Source organism: Larkinella sp. C7 (genome assembly GCF_006149005.1).
Lineage (GTDB): Bacteria > Bacteroidota > Bacteroidia > Cytophagales > Spirosomataceae > Larkinella.
On record NZ_VBSL01000014.1, the window covers coordinates 132506 to 155377 of the forward strand.

The following is a 22872-nucleotide window of genomic DNA, read 5'->3' on the forward strand; positions in this document are numbered from 1 at the left end:
GTGTTGGGATTTAAGAGCCAGCGTGACCCCGATTATACCTCACGCTGGCCAACCGGTTAATGCGCGTGACCTTCTTCTTCGCCACCCGCTACCTGAAGTTGCGATAGGACGGCATAAGCCCCCTTGATGACGACCTGTACCTTACTCAGGTCGAGTGTTGCGGGCAACGTAACCTGCGAATACCCTTCCTGAGTAACCCCCCGGCGCACGGGGATTTGCTTAAAGGTCGTACCGTGTTGTTCGGTTTCCCCCGCTTGGTGAGCGTGTTCCTCTTTTTCGGAATGTTGGGCTTCACCTTCCTCATGTTCGTGTTCTTCGGGGGCTTTCTCATCCGTTACCACAAAAATATAATCCTTCCCTTCAGCCGAAACGATGGCTCCTTCGGGCAAGGCCGTTACCCGGCTATTTCCCAGATCTAAACTCGCTTTCAGGAAAGTGTTGGGCGCCAGACGGGCATCGGGCTGATCAAGCCGGGCCACCACCCGCACCGACCGATTGGCGTCAATGATCCGGTTGATGTAGGCGATCCGTCCCGACCGTTCTTTGCCATCCTCGTTGTTGAGCCGGATACTCACCCGTTGTCCCTCCCGAATCTGGGGTAGGTCTTTTTCAAATACGGTCAGTTCAGCATATAGACCCTGACTACTGGTCAGCTGCGCCATGATATCAGCGGGTTGCACGTATTGGCCAACGTTCACCGCGACATGGGTGACCACACCCGCCACCGAAGCCGTTACGTCATAGTAGGCACTAAACTTCCCGTCTAAAGCAGCCTGGGGGGAAATTCCGACCAGTCGAAGGCGCTGGGCCAGACCACCCAGCCGGGAACGGACCTGGTTTCGTTCGGCGGATGTTTGCTGGAATACTTTCAGGGCTCCGACATTCTGTTCGCTCAGTTCCTTTTGGCGGGCATATTCGGCCTCCAGATACGTCAGGCGGCTCTGATTTTCGGCGTACTCCTGCTGGAGACCAACCAGATCCGGGTTTTCAATGCGGGCCAGCAGCTGCCCTTTACGGACCGGCTGCCCCGGAAGTAAGGGAATACTGCGGACAAAGCCACCTTGCAGGGCGGTAATAGCCACCTGGCTCTGAGCAGGAATGGCCAACCGCCCGTTGATCTGGAGCAACTGACCCAGATTGCGGTACTCAACTTTACCCAGGCTAATGGCTCCAATGCGGAGTTGATCGGTGGTTAGTTCCACGACGTCGGCCGGGCCTTCCTCGTGGCCGGACTTTTCCTCCGTAGCCTCGGCAGTGGGTTTAGTCTCCGTGGTGGTAGTGGGGTCTTTTTCAGTGGATTCTCGACAGGCACTGGCTAGCCACAGGAGACTGATACTCAAAAGAATTCGTTTCATGATTGTTATCAGGGTAAGCCCAGAACTTGCTCTAAGCGAATGACGGATTGATTGTATTGACCCAGTACGTCGACGTAACTGGCACGGGTCTGGTAAGCCTGGGTGAGGGCCTGCGAATACTGAAGGTACCCAATATCACCCGCTCGAAAAGCAACCCCTGCTTTATCAGCCAGCAGCCGGGCGGTCGGCAGGCCCGTCTGCTCATAATAGGTCAGGCTGCTTTGCAACTTGCGGATCTCCTGAATTGTCGTCGATAGCTCACCCTGCAAATTGCGCTGGGTAAACGCCAGGGTGGCTTCTCCCAGTTGCTGACCCAGCCGGGCTGCTTCGACGCGCGCGCGCTGGGGTCTGGTAAACAGCGGAACGGCAATCCCCGCGGTGACCCCCTGAAACCGTCTGCCACCTCCATACGCCACTTCTTGGTTGTTTACCGTATAGGTACCGATAAGCGACTGGTTGAAATAGCCCAGCGAAAAACTGGGCAGCAACCGGGCCTGCTCTACGTCCGTTTGCCGGGCGGCAACCTCGATTTGCTGGCGTAAAAAGGCTAATTCAGGGGTTTGGGCCAGCGTTGCAGAGTCCGTGATGCTTGGTAGAGCCCGGCGGGTCAGGATGCTATCGGAAAGGATCAGGGGCTGGTTGGTATTCAGCAGCGTTTGCAGCCGACTCATCGCAATTTGCCGGTCCGCTTCGGTTTGTTCCATTCCGTTACGCACCTCTCCAAGCTGATTGGTGGCCGTCGCCACTTCGATGGCGGTTCCTTCCCCGGTTTTGAGCCGCAGGTCGGTAGCCGACCGGAAGGCGACCAGCAAACTATCCTGTGACCGGAGCAGCCGACGCCGTTCGACTAGATACAGCAGGTCGTAATAAGCGGCCTTTACCTGCGCCCGCAGACCGTTCTGATTAATCCGGGCCTGCCCTTCACTCCCTACCACATTGGCGTCGGCCAGCCGACCGAGCTGGCGAACCAGTTTGGGATTGGGTATACTCTGTGACAGGGTAAAATTATTGTCAAAGTTAGGGCCATTGTACTGCCCTCCCATCCAGGAAAAATTAGTGGGACCCATATCGCGGGCCGCCCGCCGACCGGTCTGTTGCTGACTGATCGTCAATGCGTTGATGCGGGCCGTCCCGTTGTTGGTCATAGCCAACTGGAGGACCCCATCGAGCGACAGCGGCAGGATTGTCCGACTACCCATCGCGGCTTGCGGGCCCTGGGCCTGAACCGATAGAGCCGACCCCATACTCAATGCTCCAATGAGCAGCCAACCCGCTACTTTACCGGCAACTGTGGGCATTCCTGTATTTTTCTTCTTTCCAAAGGCACCCGCGCCCCCGGTAGTCTGTTCCCACCAGTACAGGCAAGGCAATACCAGTAGGGTCAACAGCGTTGCTGAAACCAGTCCACCGATAACGACGGTGGCCAGCGGTCGTTGCACTTCGGCCCCCGCCGTGGTGGCTAATGCCATCGGCAGGAATCCTAAGGAGGCCACCAACGCGGTCATCATAACCGGGCGGAGCCGGGTAGCGGTGCCCTGTAAAATGCGTTCCCGCAGGCTCAGATCCGTTTCGTCCTTGAGGTGGTTGAACTCACCAATCAGTACGATACCATTTAGCACCGCAACCCCGAAGAGAGCAATGAAGCCCACTCCGGCCGAAATACTGAATGGCATATCCCGAAGCCAGAGGGCAATGATCCCGCCAATGGCCGAAAGCGGAATCGCCGAAAAGATCAGCAAACTTTGCCGCACCGACCCGAAAGTAAAGAACAGCAACAGAAAGATCAGTCCCAAGGCAACTGGCACAGCGATACTGAGCCGGTCTTTGGCTTCCTGCAGGTTTTGAAACTGGCCACCGTAGGTCACGTAATACCCCACCGGTAATTTGATTTGCGTATCCAGTTTACCCTGTAGTTCGTTCACCACGCTTTCCACATCGCGCCCCCGTACGTTGAAGGCTACAATAATGCGTCGTTTGGCATCTTCCCGCTGAATCTGATTGATGCTATTTTGAAAGGATACCTCGGCAATCTGACTTAAGGGAACATTCTGGCCGTCTACGGTCGTAACCAGCAGGTTTTGCACGTCTTCCAGCCGTTGACGACTCTGCTGTTGCAGGCGCACGACCAGATCATAGCGTCGTTCGCCCTCGTAAACTAATCCGGCCGTTGACCCGGCAAAGGCCGCTTGTAGATACCGGTTGGCCTCTTCTACCGATAGGCCAAAGCGGGCCAGGGCGTCCCGGTCGTAATTCACCACAATTTGGGGCAGACCCGATACCTGCTCGACATACAAATCTTCCGCGCCCGGTACCGTACTGACCACCCGGCCAATGCGGGCGGCATAGTCGGCTAACACGCCCAGATCCTCGCCATAAAGTTTTACGGCAATATCCTGCTTTACCCCCGAGATCAATTCACTAAAACGCATCTGGATGGGTTGCAGAAACCCGAAACTGACCCCCGGAATTTGGTTGAGCTTATCCTGCATTTTTTCGGCCAGTTCCTCCCGGCTGGTAGCCGAGGTCCAGTCCTTGCGATCCTTCAGAATCACCATCAAGTCCGTGGCCTCAATCGGCATGGGATCGGTTGGAATTTCGCTGGCACCAATTTTTCCGATCACTTCGATTACTTCGGGGAAATGCTCTTTTAACACCCGGCCTGCCAAGATCGAAGCATCGACCGATTGGGACAGCGATGAGCCGGTCATGACGCGGGTCTCCACCGCAAAGTCACCTTCGTCCAACTGCGGGATAAACTCACCCCCCAGTCGACTAAAAATCAACAGTGCCCCGGCGAATAGGGCGACCGATAGCCCGGTAACCCAGCCTTTATGGCCTAACGTCCATCGGATAGCCGGATCGTAGACCCGGTGAAAAACCCCCATGATGCGGTCAGAAATAGTTTTGGTGCCTTCCTTCACGGGTTTCTTGCTCAGGAGCAGTGCCGAAGCCATCGGCACGTACGTCAGGGAAAGAATGAACGCCCCAAAAATGGCAAAAGCCACGGTCTGGGCCATCGGCCTGAACATTTTTCCTTCAATACCGATCAAGGCCAGAATCGGCAGATAGACAATCAAGATGATGATTTCGCCGAAAGCCGCGGAGGAACGGATGCGGCTGGCCGACACATACACCTCTTCATCCATTTCGACTTGCGAAAGGTTGTGCCGAAAATTCTTCAGGGCGATGTGGTGCAGGGTGGCCTCGACGATAATGACGGCCCCATCGACAATTAAGCCGAAGTCGATGGCCCCCAGACTCATGAGATTCCCCGATACACCAAAAAGATTCATCAGACTGACGGCAAACAGCATCGCCAGTGGAATGACGGAAGCCACCACCAAACCCGCCCGCCAGTTACCCAAGAGCAGCACCAGGACGAAGATAACAATCAGCGCTCCCTCAATGAGGTTCTTTTCGACGGTACCAATGGCCCGGTTGACCAGCTTGGTCCGGTCCAGAAAGGCGTGTATTTCGACGCCTTCGGGCAGCGATTTTTTGATCTGCTCAATGCGCTGCTTGACGTTACCGATCACTTCGGACGAATTGTCTCCTTTGAGCATCATCACAATGGCTCCCACCACTTCGCCCTCCCCGTTGCGGGTCATTGCTCCGTAGCGCACGGCCTTGCCGAGTTGAACCTGGGCCACATCGCGCACCAGTACCGGAATACCGTTCGGGGCTCGGCGCACGACAATCTTTCCAATGTCCTCGAGGGTACCGATGAGCCCTTCGGACCGGATGAAGTACGCATTCGGGCGACGGTCGATGTAGGCCCCGCCGGTATTCTCGTTATTGCTTTCAAGGGCGGTGAATAATTCATCCATCGTTACGCCCGACGCCCGGAGCCGCTGCGGATCGACGGCGACTTCGTATTGCTTGAGAAAGCCCCCAAAACTGCTGACATCGGCGACCCCTTTGGTGCCCATCAGTTGCCGCCGAACGATCCAATCCTGAATCGAGCGCAGTTCCATGGCCGGATAACGTTTCTCGAAACCAGGCTTAGCCCGAAGAACATATTGGTAAATTTCACCCAAGCCCGTCGTGACGGGGGCTAATTCAGGATCGCCCGCGTTGGTCGGTATTTGGGAGCGGGCCTGTTGGAGCCGCTCGAATACCTGTTGACGGGCGACATAGACATCAACATCGTCGTTCAGGACGATGGTGACCACCGATAAGCCAAAGCGGGAAATAGACCGGACCTCGACCAAATTGGGCAGCGTGGCCATGGTCTGCTCAATGGGAAAGCTGATGAGCCGCTCGACGTCCAAAGCCGATAGGGCCGGGCTTTGGGTAATGACCTGCACCTGGTTATTGGTGATGTCGGGCAGGGCGTCGATCGGCAGTCGGGTTAGCGAATACCCCCCCCAGATAACCAGGGCAAGGGTGAAAAGCCCGATAATGAGTTTGTTTTGAATGGAAAAACGGATGATGGCATCCAACATGATACGAACTTGCTAAGATGGAACAAGAGAAAGTAGGCGTGCGCTATCCTGCAACAGGGTTGCAGCGAATGGTAAAGACGCACGTATCCAGTCTTAGCTTAATTGGGGCGGTTGCCAGGTCGTGAGCACGACCGAGGGTAAAGCAGGCACAGTCAGCATCGGCACGGTTTGTGCGACGGGTTGCCATTCCTGAAATGTGTGGGGTAAAATAAGGGGCTGATCGAGCACGGTACCACAGCAATCGCAGCTACAAAGGGGAGAACAAAGTTCGCCCGTGGCGGATTTGCTGTCGTGAGTGTGCTGGTCGTTGGTGAGCTGAGTCGGTTGGTCCCCAGCAAGCACATAGGAGTAACCATCGGCGCAGGGCAGCACCGACAGGAACAACACATACAAGCTCATAACGAGACAAAACACCGATTTCATGGGGCAAAGATACGACAAACCCGTTTGCAACAGGGAGTCAAAAATAAATAACTAACTACGGACACCGAATTTTTACTAAAACATGATCTGGCGTCAGGATAGAAAAAATAGTACATTGACCTCACTTGTGTATATCCTGGCAGAACGTTAACGTTGGCTTTTAGGCCCCAATTCCATTCAACGAACTAACAGTCAATAGTTTGCATTTAAGTTTTTAGCAAGTTACTGGCAGCAGCTATTTACATTAATTGTTGTAACTATACTTTCTGTTGGTTGTAGCGTAACCTAAAAGAAAATGCTGGATATTTCGTTGTTCTTTTAACAACCCAATGTATATTATTGTCATCATCCATTCTACAGCACATTCTGGTTTCGAATAAATTATCCACTCTTAAAACGTGATCAATCGACCTAAACTTTTAGCTTTTGGGGCCGTAGTCGGGTTGTTCGTTAGCCTGACCGCCTGCCAAAAAGAGCCCTCCAAGGAAATTACGCCGACGGATCCCTTTCCAACCGAACCGGTTGCGTACAAACCAACGCCATACCCCTGGAAGAAACCGGCTAACTTTCCCGACCCTGCTTACAGCTTTACCCAAAACCCGCTGACTCAGGAAGGGGTTCTGTTGGGAAAAAACCTGTTTTTCGATCCCACGCTGTCCAAGAATGGCACCATCAGTTGTGCCTTTTGCCATCAACAGGAAGTCGCCTTTGCGCATACCGATCATATCCTGAGTCACGGGATCAATGACAAGATTGGACCGCGTAATACGCCGGGTATTCAAAATATGGCCTGGAGCCGGGTGTTCTTCTGGGATGGCGGGATTGTTGATTTGGATCAATTGCCCATTTCGCCCATTCAAAATCCCATTGAAATGGGCGATTCATTGGTTAACGTTTTGCGAAAAGTGCAAAGTAGCGGGCAGTATCGGAGCCTGTTTAAAGCCGCGTATGGTTCGGAAGAAGTCACCTCCGAGAGGTTTTTAAAAGCACTGTCTCAATACATGCTTACCCTCGTTTCGGCCACGTCTAAATACGATAAGTATATCCGAAATGAAGGTGTCCAACTTTCCGAACAGGAACTGAGCGGATTGCAACTCTTCAATGCCAATTGTTCCGCCTGCCACAGCGGTGAATTATTTACGGACCAAAGTTTTCGCAATAATGGTCTCCTTCCCAGCCCTTATGTCCCCATACCGGATCTGGGACGCTTTGGCATCAGCCAGAAACCAGAAGACAAAAACAAATTCCGGGTGCCCAGCCTGCGCAACATTGCGATGACGACTTACTACATGCACGATGGTCGATTTAAAACGCTGGATCAGGTCCTCAACCACTACGCCACGGGCATTCAGGCTGATCCCCAATTAGATCCGATCTTAATGAGAAATGGAAAACCCGGAATACCATTGACCCGGCAGGAACAACAGGATATTATTCTCTTTCTGCAAACGTTAACGGATTACGATTTTATCAATAATCGCCAGCATCACAACGATTAATGGTCGTCTCTTTCCCTTTTATTCAGTTAAGATCATTGAGTGGGGTTTTTGTCTTCTAAAAGAGTCAGATATTCCGCAAACTCTGCACCGGTCATTTCCGAAACTTTCATTGCAAAAAGTTTCTCTTTTAGGGCCTTCCGTTCGGTTGTCAGGTACAAGGCAAGTAAATCGCGAATCATCTCAATATTATTAATGGTCAGCCCAAAGAGTAACATAGGACTGCCTTTGCTATTGGTATGGTACAGCTCGAAATTGTGGGGGGCATCATTGATTTGTTTGGCACCAAATTCCAACAACTTTAGAATGGCAGGGAATACCCGGTCAAAATCGTCTTGAACATAATCCCCCGTTTGCATTTGTTGCTGTAGTTTTCCCTGGCTGGCCCGGGCCATAAAGTGTTCAATGGCCATTACTTCTTCTCGATTGATTTGAGGTTCCATGCTGAATTTGTTTTATTTAGGTTTACTAGTCTTTCGGGAGTGGTGGATGGATGAATTCTAATTCAGTAGTTGGATGATCAGTGGTTTTTGTTCACTCGTTGAACGCATAGAGACATAGTGAAAACGGAGTTTAAGGGTGCTCCAACGTTTGGAGTCGAAGCGAAACGGCAGCACTGTGCCCACTTAACTCTTCGGCTTGGGCCAACCGCTCGACTACCGGTCCGATCGTTTGCAAACCTTCGGGGCTTAGTTTCTGGTACGTAATCTTTTTGATAAAGCTATCCAGCGAGACCCCGCTGTAAGCGGTAGCAAACCCGTTGGTAGGCAAGGTGTGATTGGTGCCGGACGCGTAATCACCCACCGATACCGGGGTCAGGTTTCCTAGAAAAACGGACCCGGCATTGTAAACTTGAAGAGAAACTTTTTCAGCCTCTTCTGTAGCAATGATTAAATGCTCAGGGGCGTATAAATTGGTCAGGGCGATGCCTGCCGTCAGATTGGGAACCAGAATAAGCCTGCCGTTTTCTATCGACTTCCAGATAATGGCATGACGGGGTAAAACAGGCCCTTGCCTGGCAACTTCGCCCGCCACCTGATGCAACAGCAGCTCCGAGGTGGTTATCAGTAGGCACTGACTATCCGGACCATGTTCGGCCTGCGCCAACAGATCGGCCGCAATAAAAACCGGATTGGCCGTAGTGTCCGCCAAAATCAGAACTTCCGAAGGTCCAGCCGGAATATCGATTGCGATCCCTTCCCGATTAATAATCTGCTTGGCGACCGTCACATACGAATTACCAGGGCCGAATAGCTTAGAAACGCGGGGAATAGTTTCGGTTCCGTAGGCCATGGCCGCAATGGCTTGCGCCCCGCCGATTTTATAAATTGTTTCAATACCAATTAACTGGGCCGCGTACAAAATGGCCGGATGAACCGTGCCATCTTTGGCGGGTGGGGTGCAGATAATAATTTCGGAGCACCCGGCCAGGATAGCCGGAATGCCCAGCATCAATACGGTTGAAAATAACGGCGCCGAACCACCCGGCACGTAAAGACCAACCCGATGTATTGGAACCGATCGCCGCCAGCACTGGACCCCGGGCATCGTTTCAACGGTGTGTGTCGCTTCCCGTTGAATTTCATGGAAAGCAGTAATATTCGCCGTAGCTTGCCGAATATCTTTTTTTAATTGCTCATCAACTTGCCCCACCGCAACGTCCTTTTCCTCCTGTGTGACTTCCAGAGCAGTTAGGGACACGCCATCAAATTGCCGGGTAAAGTCATAAACGGCTTGATCTCCCTGGGCTTTTACCGCATCCAGAATGGGCTGAACGCGGTGTTCTAGCTCTCGAATTTGGCTGATTGGACGGGCAATGAGTCGGGGCCAATCCGAGGCCGGAATATTTTTGTGTATCTGCATCGGTATTCTTGAATTAGTAGGGATTTCCGGTACTTCTTTCCTTATTGTATCAGGGAGCTTTAGCAATGTGAGCAGTTGGTTTTGGTCGAAAAACGATGAGGGCAATGACCAGAAGCACCAGCGTCAAAAGCCCACCGTATAGGAAGTTTTGCCCCGGAAACTGACTGCCCGTAAAACCAGCAATTGGGTAAGCAATGGCCCACCATAAATGGGAAAAAGCGAAGTGCGATCCGAATACTTTCCCCTGCTGAGAACCCTCGATCTGTTCGCCAATGAGTGTTTCCGATGGAATTTCGGCCAGACTCTGGCCCAGTCCCGCCAGTACCCACAAGACCAGCAGGAACGAATACCCAATGAAATTTGCTCCGGTGATGGCCAGTCCCAGTAACAACGCTCCGCCAATGAGCGACGCCCGCCGACTCGTTGTTTTGTCGAAGCCTCCGCCAAAGGCCGCCACCGTTGCTCCAATCCCAAAGGCCGTCATTACCCAGCCGTAAGCGGCATCCGTCAGCCCAAGTCCGTCTTTGACATGCCCCACCGTATTGACCAGGATCTGCGCCCCGGCAATGGCAGAAACAAACTCAATGGCCAGGGCAAAACGGATGAGTGGATTCCCAAACAACAGCCGCGCGCCATTGACTACATCGACCCAGGTTGAGAGCAGCTTTTCAGTTGTCGCCGGGGTATAATTCAGTTGAGCACCGGGTAATCCCAGAATCAGAATTCCGGCTAGCACGAAGGTTACTGCGTCGACCAGAAAAATATCGCGGGCACCCAGCCAAACAGCCAGAATTCCGGCCAGGCCCGGACCTAGGACGCCAAGAAGCTGGAACGTAGCGGTTGATAAGCCGATAGCCTCCCGGTAGTAAGCTTTGTCCACCACCTGGGGGATGATCGCTTTATAGGTGGGTGTAAAAAAAGCGTTGAACACATTCAGTAGAAATACCAGCCCGTAAATCTGCCATTCGGCGTTTACAAACGGCAAACATCCTACAATGCCCATGCGTAGGAAGTGAGTGATATAGAGGATTTTTTTGCGGTCTATTCGGTCGGCCAGAACACCGGCAAAGGGTGAAAAGATAATAAAGGCGGTTACCCGAAGCGTCAGCGCAGTGGATAGAATAACCGCTGACCGCTCCCGACCAAACTGGTACGCCAGCAGGGCTAGGCCGACCCAGGTAAAGGCATCGCCCAGCAGACTAATTGTCTGGGCAAAGTATAACCGGGCGAATACCCGGTTACGTAACGCCTGAAGCGGTTCAAGCAAACGGGAAAATACCCGTTGAATCGTTTTCATGATACTCCTTAATTACTTGATTTTGTCGGCCCCCACCGTAACGATCCGGTCGCCGGATTGAAGCCCGCTGGTTATCTTAATACCCTTGCCGGTACGTTTACCCGGTTGAACGACCTGTTTCCTGAAATGCTCCGGGTCTTCCTGCACGTATACGAACAAGACACCGTTGTCGGTCTGAATGGCCGTTTGGGGGACAAATTCGGCTTTCTTTACCTGGGTTACGGTTGCTGTAGCGAAGGTTTCCACCCACGACTTTTCCTTGGGATACCTCACCTTGTCCTTTGGTTCGTTGGCCGGATAGTTGGCCTGACTGGCCAGAGCGGCTGCTTCATCAGCATACACGGTTATCGTATCGATGACAAATTGCTCGGAATAGGTGGGCATTTTAAGCGTAATCGTCACGGTCCCTTTTCCTGCGATCTCTGATTTCACTGGGAAACGATACGTACCAGGAGCAACGGGATGTTGTTGGGTTTGCTGCCAGGCGGTTTTTCCGTCAATCATTAATGTGAATGTCACGACGGCATCCGTATAGGGTTTAAATGACTCACCAACCTGAGTAAGGTGCGCCGTAAAGCGGGCGGGAACGTTGAGCAGAAGTGGCCGAAACTCCGCAAACAGTTCGGAATGTTCGGTGTACTGCGTGCTGGTTATCGTCCGAAAGGGTGAACGGGTGGGTGTCGTTGGGCCTGACTGCGCCGAAGTCAAAGGCGTTTGAGCCCAGGCGGAACCCACTAGACCCAAAAGCAGGGCCATGGCAATCCGGTTTTGTTTCATATAACGGGCTATACGATGCGTGTTAAAGAGCATATTGACCTTTTAATCGGAGGGTAACAATAATGTCTGTTTTGCTCCTGTTTTTAAAATACCAGCCGTGGCGTCCTTCAAAGGGGGCCAGGAAAGTTCCAATCATGTTGTTGGAATTTGCTACCGTGTAACTCTCAAAGTAGGTGTCTTTACCCGGATTGGCCTCTTTAACCTCGCCATGAAAATCGAAATAGAGTACGCCCTGATTGGTTGACCACTCGTATTTTACTTTTCCGTATTTTAGAACAATCATCTTGTATTCAAGACCTTTCCCGGCCGGAACCGGAATCGTAATGCTATCTTCCCGTACGGCATATTGGTGAGCGGGGGCCGGATTATTAGCTTCGGCGGGCATGGGAACTTCAGGCCCGGAACCAGCGTCTTCTAGTTTTAACCGGGGGAAGGCCTGGAGCGCGCCATTTTGAACCACCATCATATCCGTTTGGTCATCCGGTTGGTATAGGCGGCTAAACCCCAATGCCTTTCCGGTACCCAACGGATCTATTCCGTACTCGGCTGGCAGGACGGCAACGACGAAGATGAGGCCCCCTAAAATCAGGGCCGCAAGCGTTGCTTTGATAATTTGTTTTGATTCCAAAAGTGGAGGATTGACATCAGTCATTTTTGTAGAATTTTTATTGAACGAAATAACCCGTGAGTTGATAACCGATTAAAATGAAACCGGCGGCCATGAGCAGTGTGTTGGTCAGGGTGGAGAAGCGTTTGAAGCTGTTGTAGTTTCGCCAGACACTGATGAGTAAAAGGACAAACGTCAGGGCGAGGAACTGACCAATTTCTACGCCCAGATTAAATCCGATCAGATTGGTCACCAATCCCTTTTGCCCGAATTTAAAATCCTGGAGCTTGGTGGCCAGCCCAAATCCGTGAAACAGACCAAAAATCAAAACGGCGGCTTTTGTATCCGGCTGAAAGCCAAATAGCTTTTTGAATCCGCCTAAATTATCAAACCCCTTATACACAATCGAAAAGGCGATGATGGCATCAATCAAGTAGGCATTTACTGAAAGATTACCCAAAACGCCCAGCAGTAAGGTTAGACTGTGGCCGATGGTAAAGAAGCTGACGTAGATCAGGATGTCTTTCGGGCGGTAAAGGAAAAAAATTACGCCGACCAAAAATAGCAGATGATCGTAGCCGGTTAACATGTGATGGGCTCCAATATACAGGAACGGGAAAAAGGCCGGTCCTTCATTCCCCAGCAAAAAGGCTTTGGTTTTGTCATCCACCCCATGGGCGAAAACGCTAGTACCGGTTATTCCCAACAGGAATACAAGACCCGAAAGAATAAGCTTTTTGACATTCATAATTTCTAGATTTACAGCAAAACGGTTCCTAAGAAAAATCGCCTTACTCGGTGGTTGGACTTGATAGTCAGAGCTTGTCGTAACTGCTATAGTGAGTTAGCATAACCCAAATAGTGCTCGGAGTGACTGTATTTCTTCTTGTTTTGATTTTTAATCAACTCTTCTCTTCCATACAAATTGATAGAAGAGAAGAGTTGGTTTGATACGGGTTCGCAAACGGATTAGTGTTTATGACCGTGTTTAATATCAGCCTCCGAAGCGGCCGTATTCTTAAATTTGCTGGAAATGGTTTTCCCTTTTACCGTAAGGGAGACGGTACAGTGAGCGAATAAATTCGCTTTCGGTACATCTACTTGAAAAGCATCTTTATCCCCGGTTTTAAGGGGGAGTTTAGTGGTTGCTTTGCTGGCAAATTCGAACGTTGCATCACCCGTAATTCCCTTATTCGACAGGGTATTTTCTTTGCCATCCAATAAATAGAAGCTCAGCATATTTTCACTGATGACCATTTCAATGTGGTAGTCACCCGCGGTTTGAACGGTTCCCCCGTGCGTAGCCTTGTGTGAATGACCGCTGGTCTGTGCAAAAGAAAGGGTTGAGCCGGCCAGTAGCAGGGCGACAGCCAAGGCAATCGATTTGATCGTTTTCATTTTGATTTGATTTATGGTTCGTACTAAATGGAAATGCAATTATTCTTCCTCTCCGGCATTGATTAATGCGGATAGAATGGCATACGCACCCTTGGTGACGATGATGGCGTCTTGGGCCGATACCGTTGACGGAAGGATGACTTCCGTCAGATTATCTTGTTGGATGCCTTTTTTGACGGGGATCATCTGGTACGTAAATCCCTGATCAGACTGGGCGACTTGTCTAAAAATATAATCTTTGCCTTCGGATTGGACGATCGCTTCAAGGGGCAGAACGGGCACGGTTTGCCCGGCCTTTTCGATCCAGGCTTTGACGTACATGCCGGGCAACAAACCCTGACTCATCGATTTCGGAAAATGGCAATGAACCGGGATCATCCGGTTTTCAGCGGTCGCCTGACCGATTAGAAATACAGTCGCCCTTCGGTTCATTTGAGGGTCGCTGCCCAGACCAAAACGGATCGACTGGCTAACCCGGATCTGGTCGATGTCTTTTTCGAAGACATTGAGTGCCAGGTGAAGCGCATTTTTATTGGCCAGTTCAAACAATACATCGGTCGGGTTGACATACTTGCCGATATTGACGTTGCTGGTTTTTACGTACCCAGTCATAGGGGCGTACAGGCTGGCGGATGCGGATATCTTCCCATCATTCAGCCCCTTTTTGCTGATCCCCGCCATGGTAATTTTAGCTTCGAGGGCGCTTACCCTCGCCTGCATCACCTGGAGATCAGAGGTAACCTGCTGCAGTGTTTTGGCCGCATTGACATCCTGTTTTCTGAGTAGTAGCTGCCGCTCATATTCCTGCTGTAACAACGTAAGTCGGCTACTGCTTTCCAGATATTGCTCCTGAATATTGATGAATTCAGGATTTTCCAGGGTAGCGATGACCTGCCCTTTTCGAATGGCCTGTCCGGGGAGTAAACCAGCACTTTTGACGTAACCACCAAGTGGGGCCGAGATCGTTACCACGCTGGATGGCTCCACGTCGATCATCCCATTTACTTTAATGAGGCTGCTTAAATGGCGCGATTCTACTTTTCCCGTCTGAATACTCGCCATCGTATATTGATCTTTGGAAAAGGTAATCCGATCGGGTGGAGCGGTTTGTTGCGTACTATCCTTTTGAACGGTGTCGTCATCGGCCTTTTCGGGGCTTCGGTTGCAGGCGGTCAGTAGACCAAGGCCAAAGACTAATCTCAAACCGAGTTTTTTGAAATCATTCATATAGTGAAAGTTTTGAAGTCGATGATTAGTAGGGCAAACCGGCCAGCGTTTCTATTTCCTGGATCGCCAAATTGTAGAAATAAAGTTTATCTAGGTAATCGGATTTAATCCGGTTGGCGACCGATAGGCTTTGCAGGAACTGGGGGTAGGATGTTTCTCCGCTGCGAAAACCCTGTTGGGCCTGAACCGTGATCAGCCGGGCTTGCGGTAGCGCCGTATTCTCATAATAATCGACGGCACTCCGAACTTTCGCGTATTCCAAAACCAGGGCTTTGAATTCCCCCGAAAGATTCGTGTTCTCGTATTCGAGTTGCGAATGTGCAATCTGCTCCGAAATTTTTGCGGCACTCGCCGTGGCTCGATAGCCGCCGGGAAACAAGGGAATGGCAACTCCGGCGTGTACGACGGAAAAACGGTCCGAGAGTGTAAAAACTTCCTGATTTCCGGTGGCAATCTGAACACCCCGAAACGATTGATTGGTGTACCCCACAATGATTTCCGGCAGCTTTTTCTGTTTTTCTACCAACACCTGTTGCTGGCCTACGGCGATCTGTTGTTTTAAATACTGTAACAGCGGATTTTTTGCCAGTGGGTTACTGTCGGGCAGTGCAAGGGTGAGCGTCCGTTTAGCAAAGCTCTGCTCAGCCGTAGTAATGGGCTCACGGGTATTGAGCAAGGTTTGCAATTGTTGACTGGCAATGGTCAAATCGGATTGATTTTGCAGGAGCTGGTTTTTGACTTCCATGGCCTGGGCAGCCGATGTGGCCTTTTCCAGTTGATTCGTCTCCCCCGATTGATAGCGCAGCGCACTGGCTTTCTGCAAGCCGCTGTAAATACTGTCCTGTTCAGTGAAAAGCAACTGCTTGGCTTTAAAATAAACCAGCCGGGCATAAGCGGCTTTTACATTTCGGATCAGGTCGTTGCTACGGACGGCCTGTTGCCACTGACTACTCTCTACGCGGGCCATGGCCAGTTTCCGTTGACTTTCATAAAGCGTCGGAAAGGCCAGTCGCTGGGTAATGTTAAACGAGTTGTCGCGCTCCTGGCTATTGATATTCCCCTGGGAATAAAGAAAGTCCGTTTTTGGAAGGTTTATAGCGGCTTTTTTAAGTTCCTTTTCCCGATCCGTTTCAAAAGCCGCTATTTTCTGACCGGTATTATTCTTTAGCGCCAGTTCAATTGCCTGCTCCAGCGTTACAACCCGGCTTTCCGGTAGTCGTTGTTGAACGGACGGTTGGCCCAGCAATGAACCGGAAAATAGGAAAGTAACCAGACCGATGGATGCTGAAACAGCGGACACCTTCGGTTTCTTTGGTTTTAGAGTAGCCAGATAGATGTAAAGGACCGGTAGAACAATCAGGGTAAGCAGGGTTGCGGATATCAAACCGCCAATCACGACGGTTGCCAGGGGGCGCTGTACTTCCGCTCCGGAGCCTTGAGATAGTGCCATCGGCAGAAACCCGAGTGAGGCAACGGCAGCGGTCATCAGTACGGGCCTGAGTCTGATTTGGGTTCCCTGGATCACCCGTTGGTATACCTCTCTTACACCCTCTTTTTCCAGGCGGTTAAACTCACCAATTAAAACGATGCCATTTAAAACGGAAACCCCAAAAAGGGCAATGAACCCAACCCCCGCCGAAATACTGAAAGGCAACCCCAAAAAGTACAAGGCAAACACGCCACCGATGGCCGACAGTGGGATGGCGGTAAAAATCAACAGGCTTTGGCTAATCGAATGGAAGGTAAAATACAGCAACAGCAGGATTAAGGCCAAGGCGACCGGGACCGCTACGGATAACCGTTCTTTGGCAGCCCGCAAATTCTCAAACTGACCGCCGTAGGTAACGTAATACCCTACCGGGAGTTTCATTTTTGTATCGATAATTTGCTGAATATCCCCCACAATGCTTTCAACGTCACGGCTCCGGACGTTGAAACCGAGCGTGATCCGACGTTTTGCATTGTCCCGCTGGATCTGGTTGGGACCTTCCTTGTATTCCACCGTGGCCACTTCCTGTAATGGAATTTGCCGACCGGAAGGGGTGTTCATGTACAGGTTTCGAACGTCCTGGATATCCCGACGGCTCGTCGTATCGAGCCGAACCACCAACGCAAACCGTCTTTCGCCTTCGTAAACCAATCCCGCCTGCTCCCCGGCGAAACCGGTTCGAATAACCTGATTGACATCGTCAATCGTCAGACCATATTGGGCAATTTTGTCCCGGTCAAAATCAATTTGAATTTGCGGTTGACCGGTCACTTCTTCGACATATAGATCCTGTACACCGTCTACATGCCGGATCAACGTTCCGATACGCCCGGCCAGTTGGGAAAGCACGTCCAGATCTTCCCCGTATACTTTCAGCACCACATCTTGCTTGGCCCCCGTGATCAGTTCGTTGAACCGCATTTGGATCGGCTGTTGAAAACCAAAGGTGGCATTGGGAATGACCGCCAGGGCCTGCTGCATTTTTTCAGCCAGCTCTTCCCGGGACGACGCACTTGTCCATTCCGATTTTTCTTTCAGAATAATCATCATGTCCCCGGCTTCAATGGGCATCGGGTCGGTTGGGATTTCGCCGGAACCAATCTTGTTGACCACTTGCTTGACTTCCGGAAATTTCAGAATGATTTTTTGTGCCTTTTTGGATACGTCCAACATCTGGTCAATGGAACTGCCGGTAAGCACCCGGGTTTCCACGGCGAAATCCCCTTCGTCGAGCTGAGGAATAAACTCACCCCCTAGCCGGGATAAAACCAGCAAACTGATGACGAAAAGGCCAACTGCCAGCAGGACGACAACGGCTTTTACCCGCATGGCGGCTCGGAGGACCGGCGTGTACAGACGCTGGAAAAAGTGCATCATCCGATCCGAAATGGTGGGTTTGAGGTTGGTTTTTTTGCTTAATCCCAAAGCCGCCATCATCGGAACGTAAGTCAAAGAAAGAATAAACGCACCCAGAATGGCGAACGAGACGGTTTGGGCCATGGGGCGGAACATTTTACCTTCTATACCAACCAGGGCGCACAGCGGCAGGTACACCATCAGGATAATAATTTCTCCAAAAGCTGCCGAACTTCGAATGTTGACCGTAGCGTGGTAGACTTCATCGTCGATCTCCTGCTGGGAAAGTCGGTGGGTATATTTTTTTCCCACGATATGATGCAGCGTGGCTTCCACAATGATGACCGCCCCATCAACAATTAACCCAAAATCAATAGCGCCCAGACTCATCAGGTTACCTGAAACGCCAAATAGATTCATCATCGAGATGGCAAACAACATGGCCAGCGGAATCACGGAGGCAACAACCAGCCCCGCCCGGAGATTACCCAGAAACAGGATGAGGATAAAAATAACAATCAAGGCGCCTTCAATCAGGTTTTTTCCCACCGTCTGAATGGCGCTATCCACCAGCTTTTTACGGTCCAGGAAGGGTTCAATCGTTACCCCTTCCGGAAGGGTTTTTTTTATTTGCTCAATACGTTCTTTGACGTTGTCGATCACTTCAGAAGAGTTTGCTCCCTTGAGCATCATGACGATGCCGGTCACCGTTTCCCCTTCTCCGTTTCGGGTCGCGGCCCCGTAGCGGACACTATTGCCAAACCGGACCGTGGCCACATCGCGAATGAAAATAGGAGCACTTTCCGTATTTTTGACGACAATCTTGCCCAGATCACCCAGGTTTTTAACCAACCCTTCACTCCGGATAAAATAAGCCGTTGGATTTTTGTTGATATAGGCTCCTCCGGTGTTTTGGTTGTTTTTTTCCAGGGCATTGAAGATGTCCGTGATGGTGACACCCATGCTTTGTAATTTATCCGGATTGACCGCGATCTCATATTCTTTGACATAGCCCCCAAATCCACTTACTTCGGCAACTCCGGGCGTTCCCAGCAATTGCCGTTTGACCACCCAGTCCTGAATGGTTCGAAGCGCCATGGCGTCGTACTGCTTTTCATACCCTTTTTCCGGATGAATCACGTATTGGTAAATCTCACCCAGACCGGTGGTAACCGGTGCCATTTCCGGTGTTCCAACACCGGCGGGTATTTGCTTTCCGGCTTCGGACAGCCGCTCACCGATCTGTTGACGAGCCCAGTAGATATCCGTGTTTTCTTTGAAGACGATGGTGACAATCGAAAGTCCAAACCGGGAAAAAGAGCGCATCTGATCAATTTGCGGGATGCTGGCCATGGTCTGTTCCACCGGAAAGGTGATGAGCCGTTCCACCTCCTGTGCCGCCAGTGTGGGGGTAATGGTAATGACCATCACCTGGTTATCGGTTATATCCGGTACGGCATCGATGGGGAGCTGGGTAACGGAATAGCTACCCCAGGCAATCAATGCCAGGGTGAAAATACCGATAATGAGTTTGTTGTATATGGAGAAATGAATGATTCGATCCAGCATTCTGAACAATTTAATATAGTAAAAAGAATCAATCCTCCCATGATGCAGCTTAGGCACCAGGGAATGAATGGTAATTACCAGAAATTAAATTGTTAGAATTTTGGCGGCTGCCAGATCGAAAAGCTGAACTTCGAAAAGAGACGAGGTTCAAAAAGAAACGTGGGTTTTACAACCACGAAAAAGTGAGGGACTGCAAAGGCAATACGGGTAATAGGTGCCAAATAATAATTGGCAATCAGGTTGGAATGGTTGTGCTGGAATGGAAGATCTTCGTGCCCTGCCGCATTTTTGTGAGTCTGGTCAGCATAATGCAGGCTTAGAAAGTCAAAAAGACTGAAATCATGATCGTGATCAGCATTTTCATGATCATGGTAATGTTCAATGAGGGCCACAACTCCGGAAAGTTCATGCACATCTTGGTTGGGTAAAAAATTTACCAACGCTAATCGAATGCATAAAAGTAAGGCCACTGCTTTCATCGAGTCCAAAAATACTAAAATATTTGTAACAAAATCCTCGACAGCCAAATTTTAGGCAGTGTCTGGTAAACCAGGTCAGGTTTTTTCTGAAATGGCAACAGTATACTGGAGATTTTCTTAACTAACCAAGGATTATACTTTCCGGAGATAAAGCGTAATCGTCCCCTGCCTGATTCGGGTCGGATAAGAATCCAGTTCCCGGTCGATGAGCTTATTATCCTGAGGTACCTGGCGCGTGATGTAGTAGGGATCAACGAAAATGATATTCAGGCGTTCAATGTGATTTCCTTCCAATCGTTCGGTGTGTTTCAATAAGTGCTCGGTTCCGGAAGCGGCCTGTGTTTTATCCTCATCTTCAAAGAACCGGTAGGAGCAATACCAGTACTTGTAGTAGTGATGGTAGTTACTAAAGCAGTATTGGTACGCTTCAGGGTTGTCCCTGATCTGCCGCAGCAGGTCATCCGTTTCCTGGAGTTCCTTTTGCTCTCTAATACTAAGCACACTAGTTAGAGATTTATTGAGCAGATCCTCGCGGTGCTCTCTCAAGTGCCGCATGACCTCCTGGGGGTCGATATCCCGTTTAATTTTGTACTTATGTTTGAAATAGAAGGAAAGGGAAATAGCGGGTCGCTCGTAATTGATGAGTTTTAGGTTTTTAAGTGGCTGCCCCGGGCGATGGTAGGGCTGGTAAAATTTCATAAAGTCGGCGGGCACGAAATAATATTCCAGATCGGCATCAACGGGCAAAGCTGAAACCTGGTTGATGACCGGTTGCAGGGTTATGGCCTGATCTTTCAGCGCTAAGCGAATAGCAGCCAGCGGAGCTGAATCAATGCGTTTGGTCATAGTTGCTAAGGGATTGAATGTTTAGAGTAGATCGAACTGGTTCCTACTCTACCGAAAGATTGATAGCATAAATTATTATTTCTATTACTAGGGTTAGTATAACAGCTAAATACTGTATTGTTTACCGTAAAAGTAAACAAATATATTCTTTTTGAACCTCTTTCCCCTTTCCAATAAGTCACTTTTTTGATTTTTAATCTTTATCTTTTTTATTTGATTGATTTAGAAAGCTTATAAAGCCTTGAATTTCAGTAGCTTCTGAAGAGAAAAGTGAGGTTTAGTAGGTAGCAAAGTGAGGTTTGGTAGGTTTTATAGCGTTCATAAAGTGAGGTTCAGTAGGTCATAAAGTGAGGTTTGGTAGGTCACAAAGTGAGGTTTAGTAGGTAGCGACCTAGAAAAGTGAGGTTTGGTAGGTTTCGCTCCTTTTAATGGATTTTGATAGAAAAAAATGCCCTTTAGGCTCCTTAACTCAACCTATTTGTACATCAGTAATCACTGCTGTTTATTAGAAAAGTGAGGTTTAGTAGGTCTAAAAAATTACACAAAGTGAGTTTGCAATATTAAACTCACTTTTATACATTTATGCCTCATTGAATCATAATCAATCATGAGACTATGGAATCTACCCAAGACCCTGCAAAATTACTCAGTACACCAATTTTTAGTAAAAACCCTACCAACTATCAGCCGAATCTCTTTACGGAATCTCGACAGGAATTTACAGAACTGGAAAAAAAGATTGTTGCCCTGGTAATCAACCAGATCGGTAATATGAGTTTGAAAGGGGATATAAAGCCTGGTGTTAACATTAAGTTTCAGATTCCCTATTCCGAATTAACAAAGCAGCGTTATGATCAGATTAGCGCGGCCGCAGAATCACTTCAGTCAAAACGGCTGATGTACCGTAATAGTGAAGATGAGAGTTTTGATTTTATTACTCCTTTTCCGCGTGTACGTTCACAAATGGCCGATGGCAAAAAAGTCATTGAGATTACAATGTTTGCAGAGGTTGTGCCTCACTTTGCAGAGCTAGGCCAGCGGTATACCAAGTACGATATTGATATTATGCTTTCCCTGAGCTCTGTTTATGCCCAGCGAATGTTTGAGATCGTCAGCATGTTTTATAATCGTGGCCAGCGCCAGTTTACCTATACCGTTGACCGGTTAAGAATGCTTCTCAACTGTCCGGATACTTACCGATATGTTGAATTCAAAATCAATGCACTGGAGGTAGCACAACGGGAGCTAATGCAGAAAGCTAACATCGTTTTGGATTGGGAGCCCAGTAAAAAGGAGGGTAAACGCATTTTAGAGCTCCTTTTCACGATTAAAACTGACCGGCAACTAGCTGCTGAAGGTGTTGAACAGGATCGGCAGGCATTACGGGGGCTCTCCATGGAAGAGGCCATTCGTCTGGCGTGGCCACTGTTGGCCAAGTATAAATTAGTCGCCTGGCAGAAGGATTTGATTATCTCTGACTTTAATTTACTCGACACTTTTTACCGAATCCATTCGGAATTGACCAACGGCCTACGCCCAGGTGTAAAGAATCCAACGGCCTATCTTATTAAATCGCTTGGCATTGATCAAGTTAAAAAACACAAATTAAAGGCAGTATCTGATACGCCCTTATTTCCAGATTCGATTTCCCGTTCAGGCTCCTTACAATCGATTGGATCTATATTTGAAAATATGGCCAATAAAGGGTGAGTCGACTCCTATTTGAAGAGCAACTATTATAATTTCAGACGTTTCAAGACTTCAATAACCGCAATCATTTGATCAGCCTTCCATAGCTCTGGCTTTTGCACTCGTAAGTAATACTGAGTATAAGGGAGACCAGCTTGTTCGATCACCAAACCGACGCGTGAAGTCTCTTTCAGACGTTCTGTTAACGCGCGCTGCGCATCGCCAAGATCAACGATAGCCTTTTTATCGACGACCGATCCATGCGTATTGATTATCCGTTCGATATCCTACTGAGATAAAGGCTGATGCCCATACCGCTTTAACTCAATCGTGCCCAGTGTACCCGCCAGCAACTCATTAGCCACCTAGGTAATAACTCATTGGCATGAATGGCCGCGGCTAGGTCAACTTTAGCCACCTGATTTATGTATTCTTCGATTTGGCTCAAGGCGGTACATTCAACTGATTCTGTAGGAGCCAAATCTACGAAATAGTTTGCCATCGGTTAATAAAATCAGTTCGTTCATGTAAAAACATTTACGAGGAAAGTACCGTG

At 49.7% G+C, this 22872-nt stretch carries 16 protein-coding genes; 2 read left to right on the forward strand and 14 right to left on the reverse strand.

Annotated elements, in window-relative coordinates; translation table 11 throughout:
- Nucleotides 1-56 precede the first annotated feature (56 nt).
- The 3 genes from FH871_RS25745 to FH871_RS25755 all read right to left on the reverse strand — a co-directional run bounded on the left by FH871_RS25745 (nucleotide 57) and on the right by FH871_RS25755 (nucleotide 6223).
- Nucleotides 57-1355, reverse strand: coding sequence for an efflux RND transporter periplasmic adaptor subunit (locus FH871_RS25745; RefSeq protein WP_138994291.1), 1299 nt, complete (start codon nucleotides 1353-1355; stop codon nucleotides 57-59).
- Between the two features lie 8 nt (nucleotides 1356-1363).
- Nucleotides 1364-5800 carry a CusA/CzcA family heavy metal efflux RND transporter gene (locus FH871_RS25750; protein ID WP_138994292.1) on the reverse strand — a complete coding sequence of 1479 codons (4437 nt, stop codon included), beginning with the start codon at nucleotides 5798-5800 and terminating at the stop codon, nucleotides 1364-1366.
- Between the two features lie 93 nt (nucleotides 5801-5893).
- A complete protein-coding gene (locus tag FH871_RS25755; RefSeq protein WP_138994293.1) occupies nucleotides 5894-6223 on the reverse strand; it encodes a DUF6660 family protein in 330 nt (109 codons plus the stop codon).
- 398 nt (nucleotides 6224-6621) lie between these two features.
- Between FH871_RS25755 and FH871_RS25760 the strand changes: the two genes are divergently transcribed.
- Nucleotides 6622-7722 (forward strand): cytochrome-c peroxidase, encoded by a 1101-nt coding sequence (locus tag FH871_RS25760; protein ID WP_229317567.1) that lies wholly within the window; start codon nucleotides 6622-6624, stop codon nucleotides 7720-7722.
- Nucleotides 7723-7754: 32 nt separating this feature from the next.
- Here the strand turns inward: FH871_RS25760 and FH871_RS25765 are convergent, their stop codons facing one another.
- The 11 genes from FH871_RS25765 to FH871_RS25815 all read right to left on the reverse strand — a co-directional run bounded on the left by FH871_RS25765 (nucleotide 7755) and on the right by FH871_RS25815 (nucleotide 20627).
- Entirely contained in the window at nucleotides 7755-8162 is a 408-nt protein-coding gene (locus tag FH871_RS25765; protein ID WP_138994294.1) for a hypothetical protein, read from the reverse strand.
- 130 nt (nucleotides 8163-8292) lie between these two features.
- Nucleotides 8293-9582: a histidinol dehydrogenase gene (gene hisD / locus FH871_RS25770; RefSeq protein ID WP_138994295.1), complete on the reverse strand. Its 1290-nt coding sequence runs from the start codon at nucleotides 9580-9582 to the stop codon at nucleotides 8293-8295.
- Between the two features lie 49 nt (nucleotides 9583-9631).
- Nucleotides 9632-10879 carry an MFS transporter gene (locus FH871_RS25775; RefSeq protein WP_138994296.1) on the reverse strand — a complete coding sequence of 416 codons (1248 nt, stop codon included), beginning with the start codon at nucleotides 10877-10879 and terminating at the stop codon, nucleotides 9632-9634.
- Between the two features lie 12 nt (nucleotides 10880-10891).
- Nucleotides 10892-11656 carry a hypothetical protein gene (locus tag FH871_RS25780; protein ID WP_138994297.1) on the reverse strand — a complete coding sequence of 255 codons (765 nt, stop codon included), beginning with the start codon at nucleotides 11654-11656 and terminating at the stop codon, nucleotides 10892-10894.
- Nucleotides 11657-11678: 22 nt separating this feature from the next.
- Nucleotides 11679-12308, reverse strand: coding sequence for a hypothetical protein (locus FH871_RS25785; protein ID WP_138994298.1), 630 nt, complete (start codon nucleotides 12306-12308; stop codon nucleotides 11679-11681).
- A gap of 13 nt (nucleotides 12309-12321) precedes the next feature.
- A complete protein-coding gene (locus tag FH871_RS25790) occupies nucleotides 12322-13014 on the reverse strand; it encodes a HupE/UreJ family protein (RefSeq protein ID WP_369008809.1) in 693 nt (230 codons plus the stop codon).
- Between the two features lie 218 nt (nucleotides 13015-13232).
- Complete coding sequence (locus tag FH871_RS25795; RefSeq protein ID WP_138994300.1) at nucleotides 13233-13661, reverse strand: hypothetical protein; 429 nt, start codon at nucleotides 13659-13661, stop codon at nucleotides 13233-13235.
- Between the two features lie 39 nt (nucleotides 13662-13700).
- Nucleotides 13701-14888: an efflux RND transporter periplasmic adaptor subunit gene (locus FH871_RS25800; protein WP_138994301.1), complete on the reverse strand. Its 1188-nt coding sequence runs from the start codon at nucleotides 14886-14888 to the stop codon at nucleotides 13701-13703.
- 25 nt (nucleotides 14889-14913) lie between these two features.
- Complete coding sequence (locus FH871_RS25805; protein WP_138994302.1) at nucleotides 14914-19302, reverse strand: CusA/CzcA family heavy metal efflux RND transporter; 4389 nt, start codon at nucleotides 19300-19302, stop codon at nucleotides 14914-14916.
- Nucleotides 19303-19394: 92 nt separating this feature from the next.
- Nucleotides 19395-19829, reverse strand: a complete 435-nt coding sequence (locus FH871_RS25810; RefSeq protein ID WP_138994303.1) for a hypothetical protein — start codon at nucleotides 19827-19829, stop codon at nucleotides 19395-19397.
- Nucleotides 19830-19913: 84 nt separating this feature from the next.
- Complete coding sequence (locus FH871_RS25815; protein WP_138994304.1) at nucleotides 19914-20627, reverse strand: hypothetical protein; 714 nt, start codon at nucleotides 20625-20627, stop codon at nucleotides 19914-19916.
- Between the two features lie 615 nt (nucleotides 20628-21242).
- Here FH871_RS25815 and FH871_RS25820 point away from each other — a divergent pair.
- Nucleotides 21243-22337 carry a replication initiation protein gene (locus tag FH871_RS25820; protein WP_138994305.1) on the forward strand — a complete coding sequence of 365 codons (1095 nt, stop codon included), beginning with the start codon at nucleotides 21243-21245 and terminating at the stop codon, nucleotides 22335-22337.
- Nucleotides 22338-22872 lie beyond the last annotated feature (535 nt).

Excerpts from the sequence above, each read along its gene's own strand:
- FH871_RS25745 (WP_138994291.1), bottom strand. The coding sequence starts at position 1,355 with ATGAAACGAATTCTTTTGAGTATCAGTCTCCTGTGGCTAGCCAGTGCC.
- FH871_RS25750 (WP_138994292.1), bottom strand. The coding sequence starts at position 5,800 with ATGTTGGATGCCATCATCCGTTTTTCCATTCAAAACAAACTCATTATC.
- FH871_RS25755 (WP_138994293.1), bottom strand. The coding sequence starts at position 6,223 with ATGAAATCGGTGTTTTGTCTCGTTATGAGCTTGTATGTGTTGTTCCTG.
- FH871_RS25765 (WP_138994294.1), bottom strand. The coding sequence starts at position 8,162 with ATGGAACCTCAAATCAATCGAGAAGAAGTAATGGCCATTGAACACTTT.
- hisD (WP_138994295.1), bottom strand. The coding sequence starts at position 9,582 with ATGCAGATACACAAAAATATTCCGGCCTCGGATTGGCCCCGACTCATT.
- FH871_RS25775 (WP_138994296.1), bottom strand. The coding sequence starts at position 10,879 with ATGAAAACGATTCAACGGGTATTTTCCCGTTTGCTTGAACCGCTTCAG.
- FH871_RS25780 (WP_138994297.1), bottom strand. The coding sequence starts at position 11,656 with ATGAAACAAAACCGGATTGCCATGGCCCTGCTTTTGGGTCTAGTGGGT.
- FH871_RS25785 (WP_138994298.1), bottom strand. The coding sequence starts at position 12,308 with ATGACTGATGTCAATCCTCCACTTTTGGAATCAAAACAAATTATCAAA.
- FH871_RS25795 (WP_138994300.1), bottom strand. The coding sequence starts at position 13,661 with ATGAAAACGATCAAATCGATTGCCTTGGCTGTCGCCCTGCTACTGGCC.
- FH871_RS25800 (WP_138994301.1), bottom strand. The coding sequence starts at position 14,888 with ATGAATGATTTCAAAAAACTCGGTTTGAGATTAGTCTTTGGCCTTGGT.
- FH871_RS25805 (WP_138994302.1), bottom strand. The coding sequence starts at position 19,302 with ATGCTGGATCGAATCATTCATTTCTCCATATACAACAAACTCATTATC.
- FH871_RS25815 (WP_138994304.1), bottom strand. The coding sequence starts at position 20,627 with ATGACCAAACGCATTGATTCAGCTCCGCTGGCTGCTATTCGCTTAGCG.
- FH871_RS25820 (WP_138994305.1), top strand. The coding sequence starts at position 21,243 with ATGGAATCTACCCAAGACCCTGCAAAATTACTCAGTACACCAATTTTT.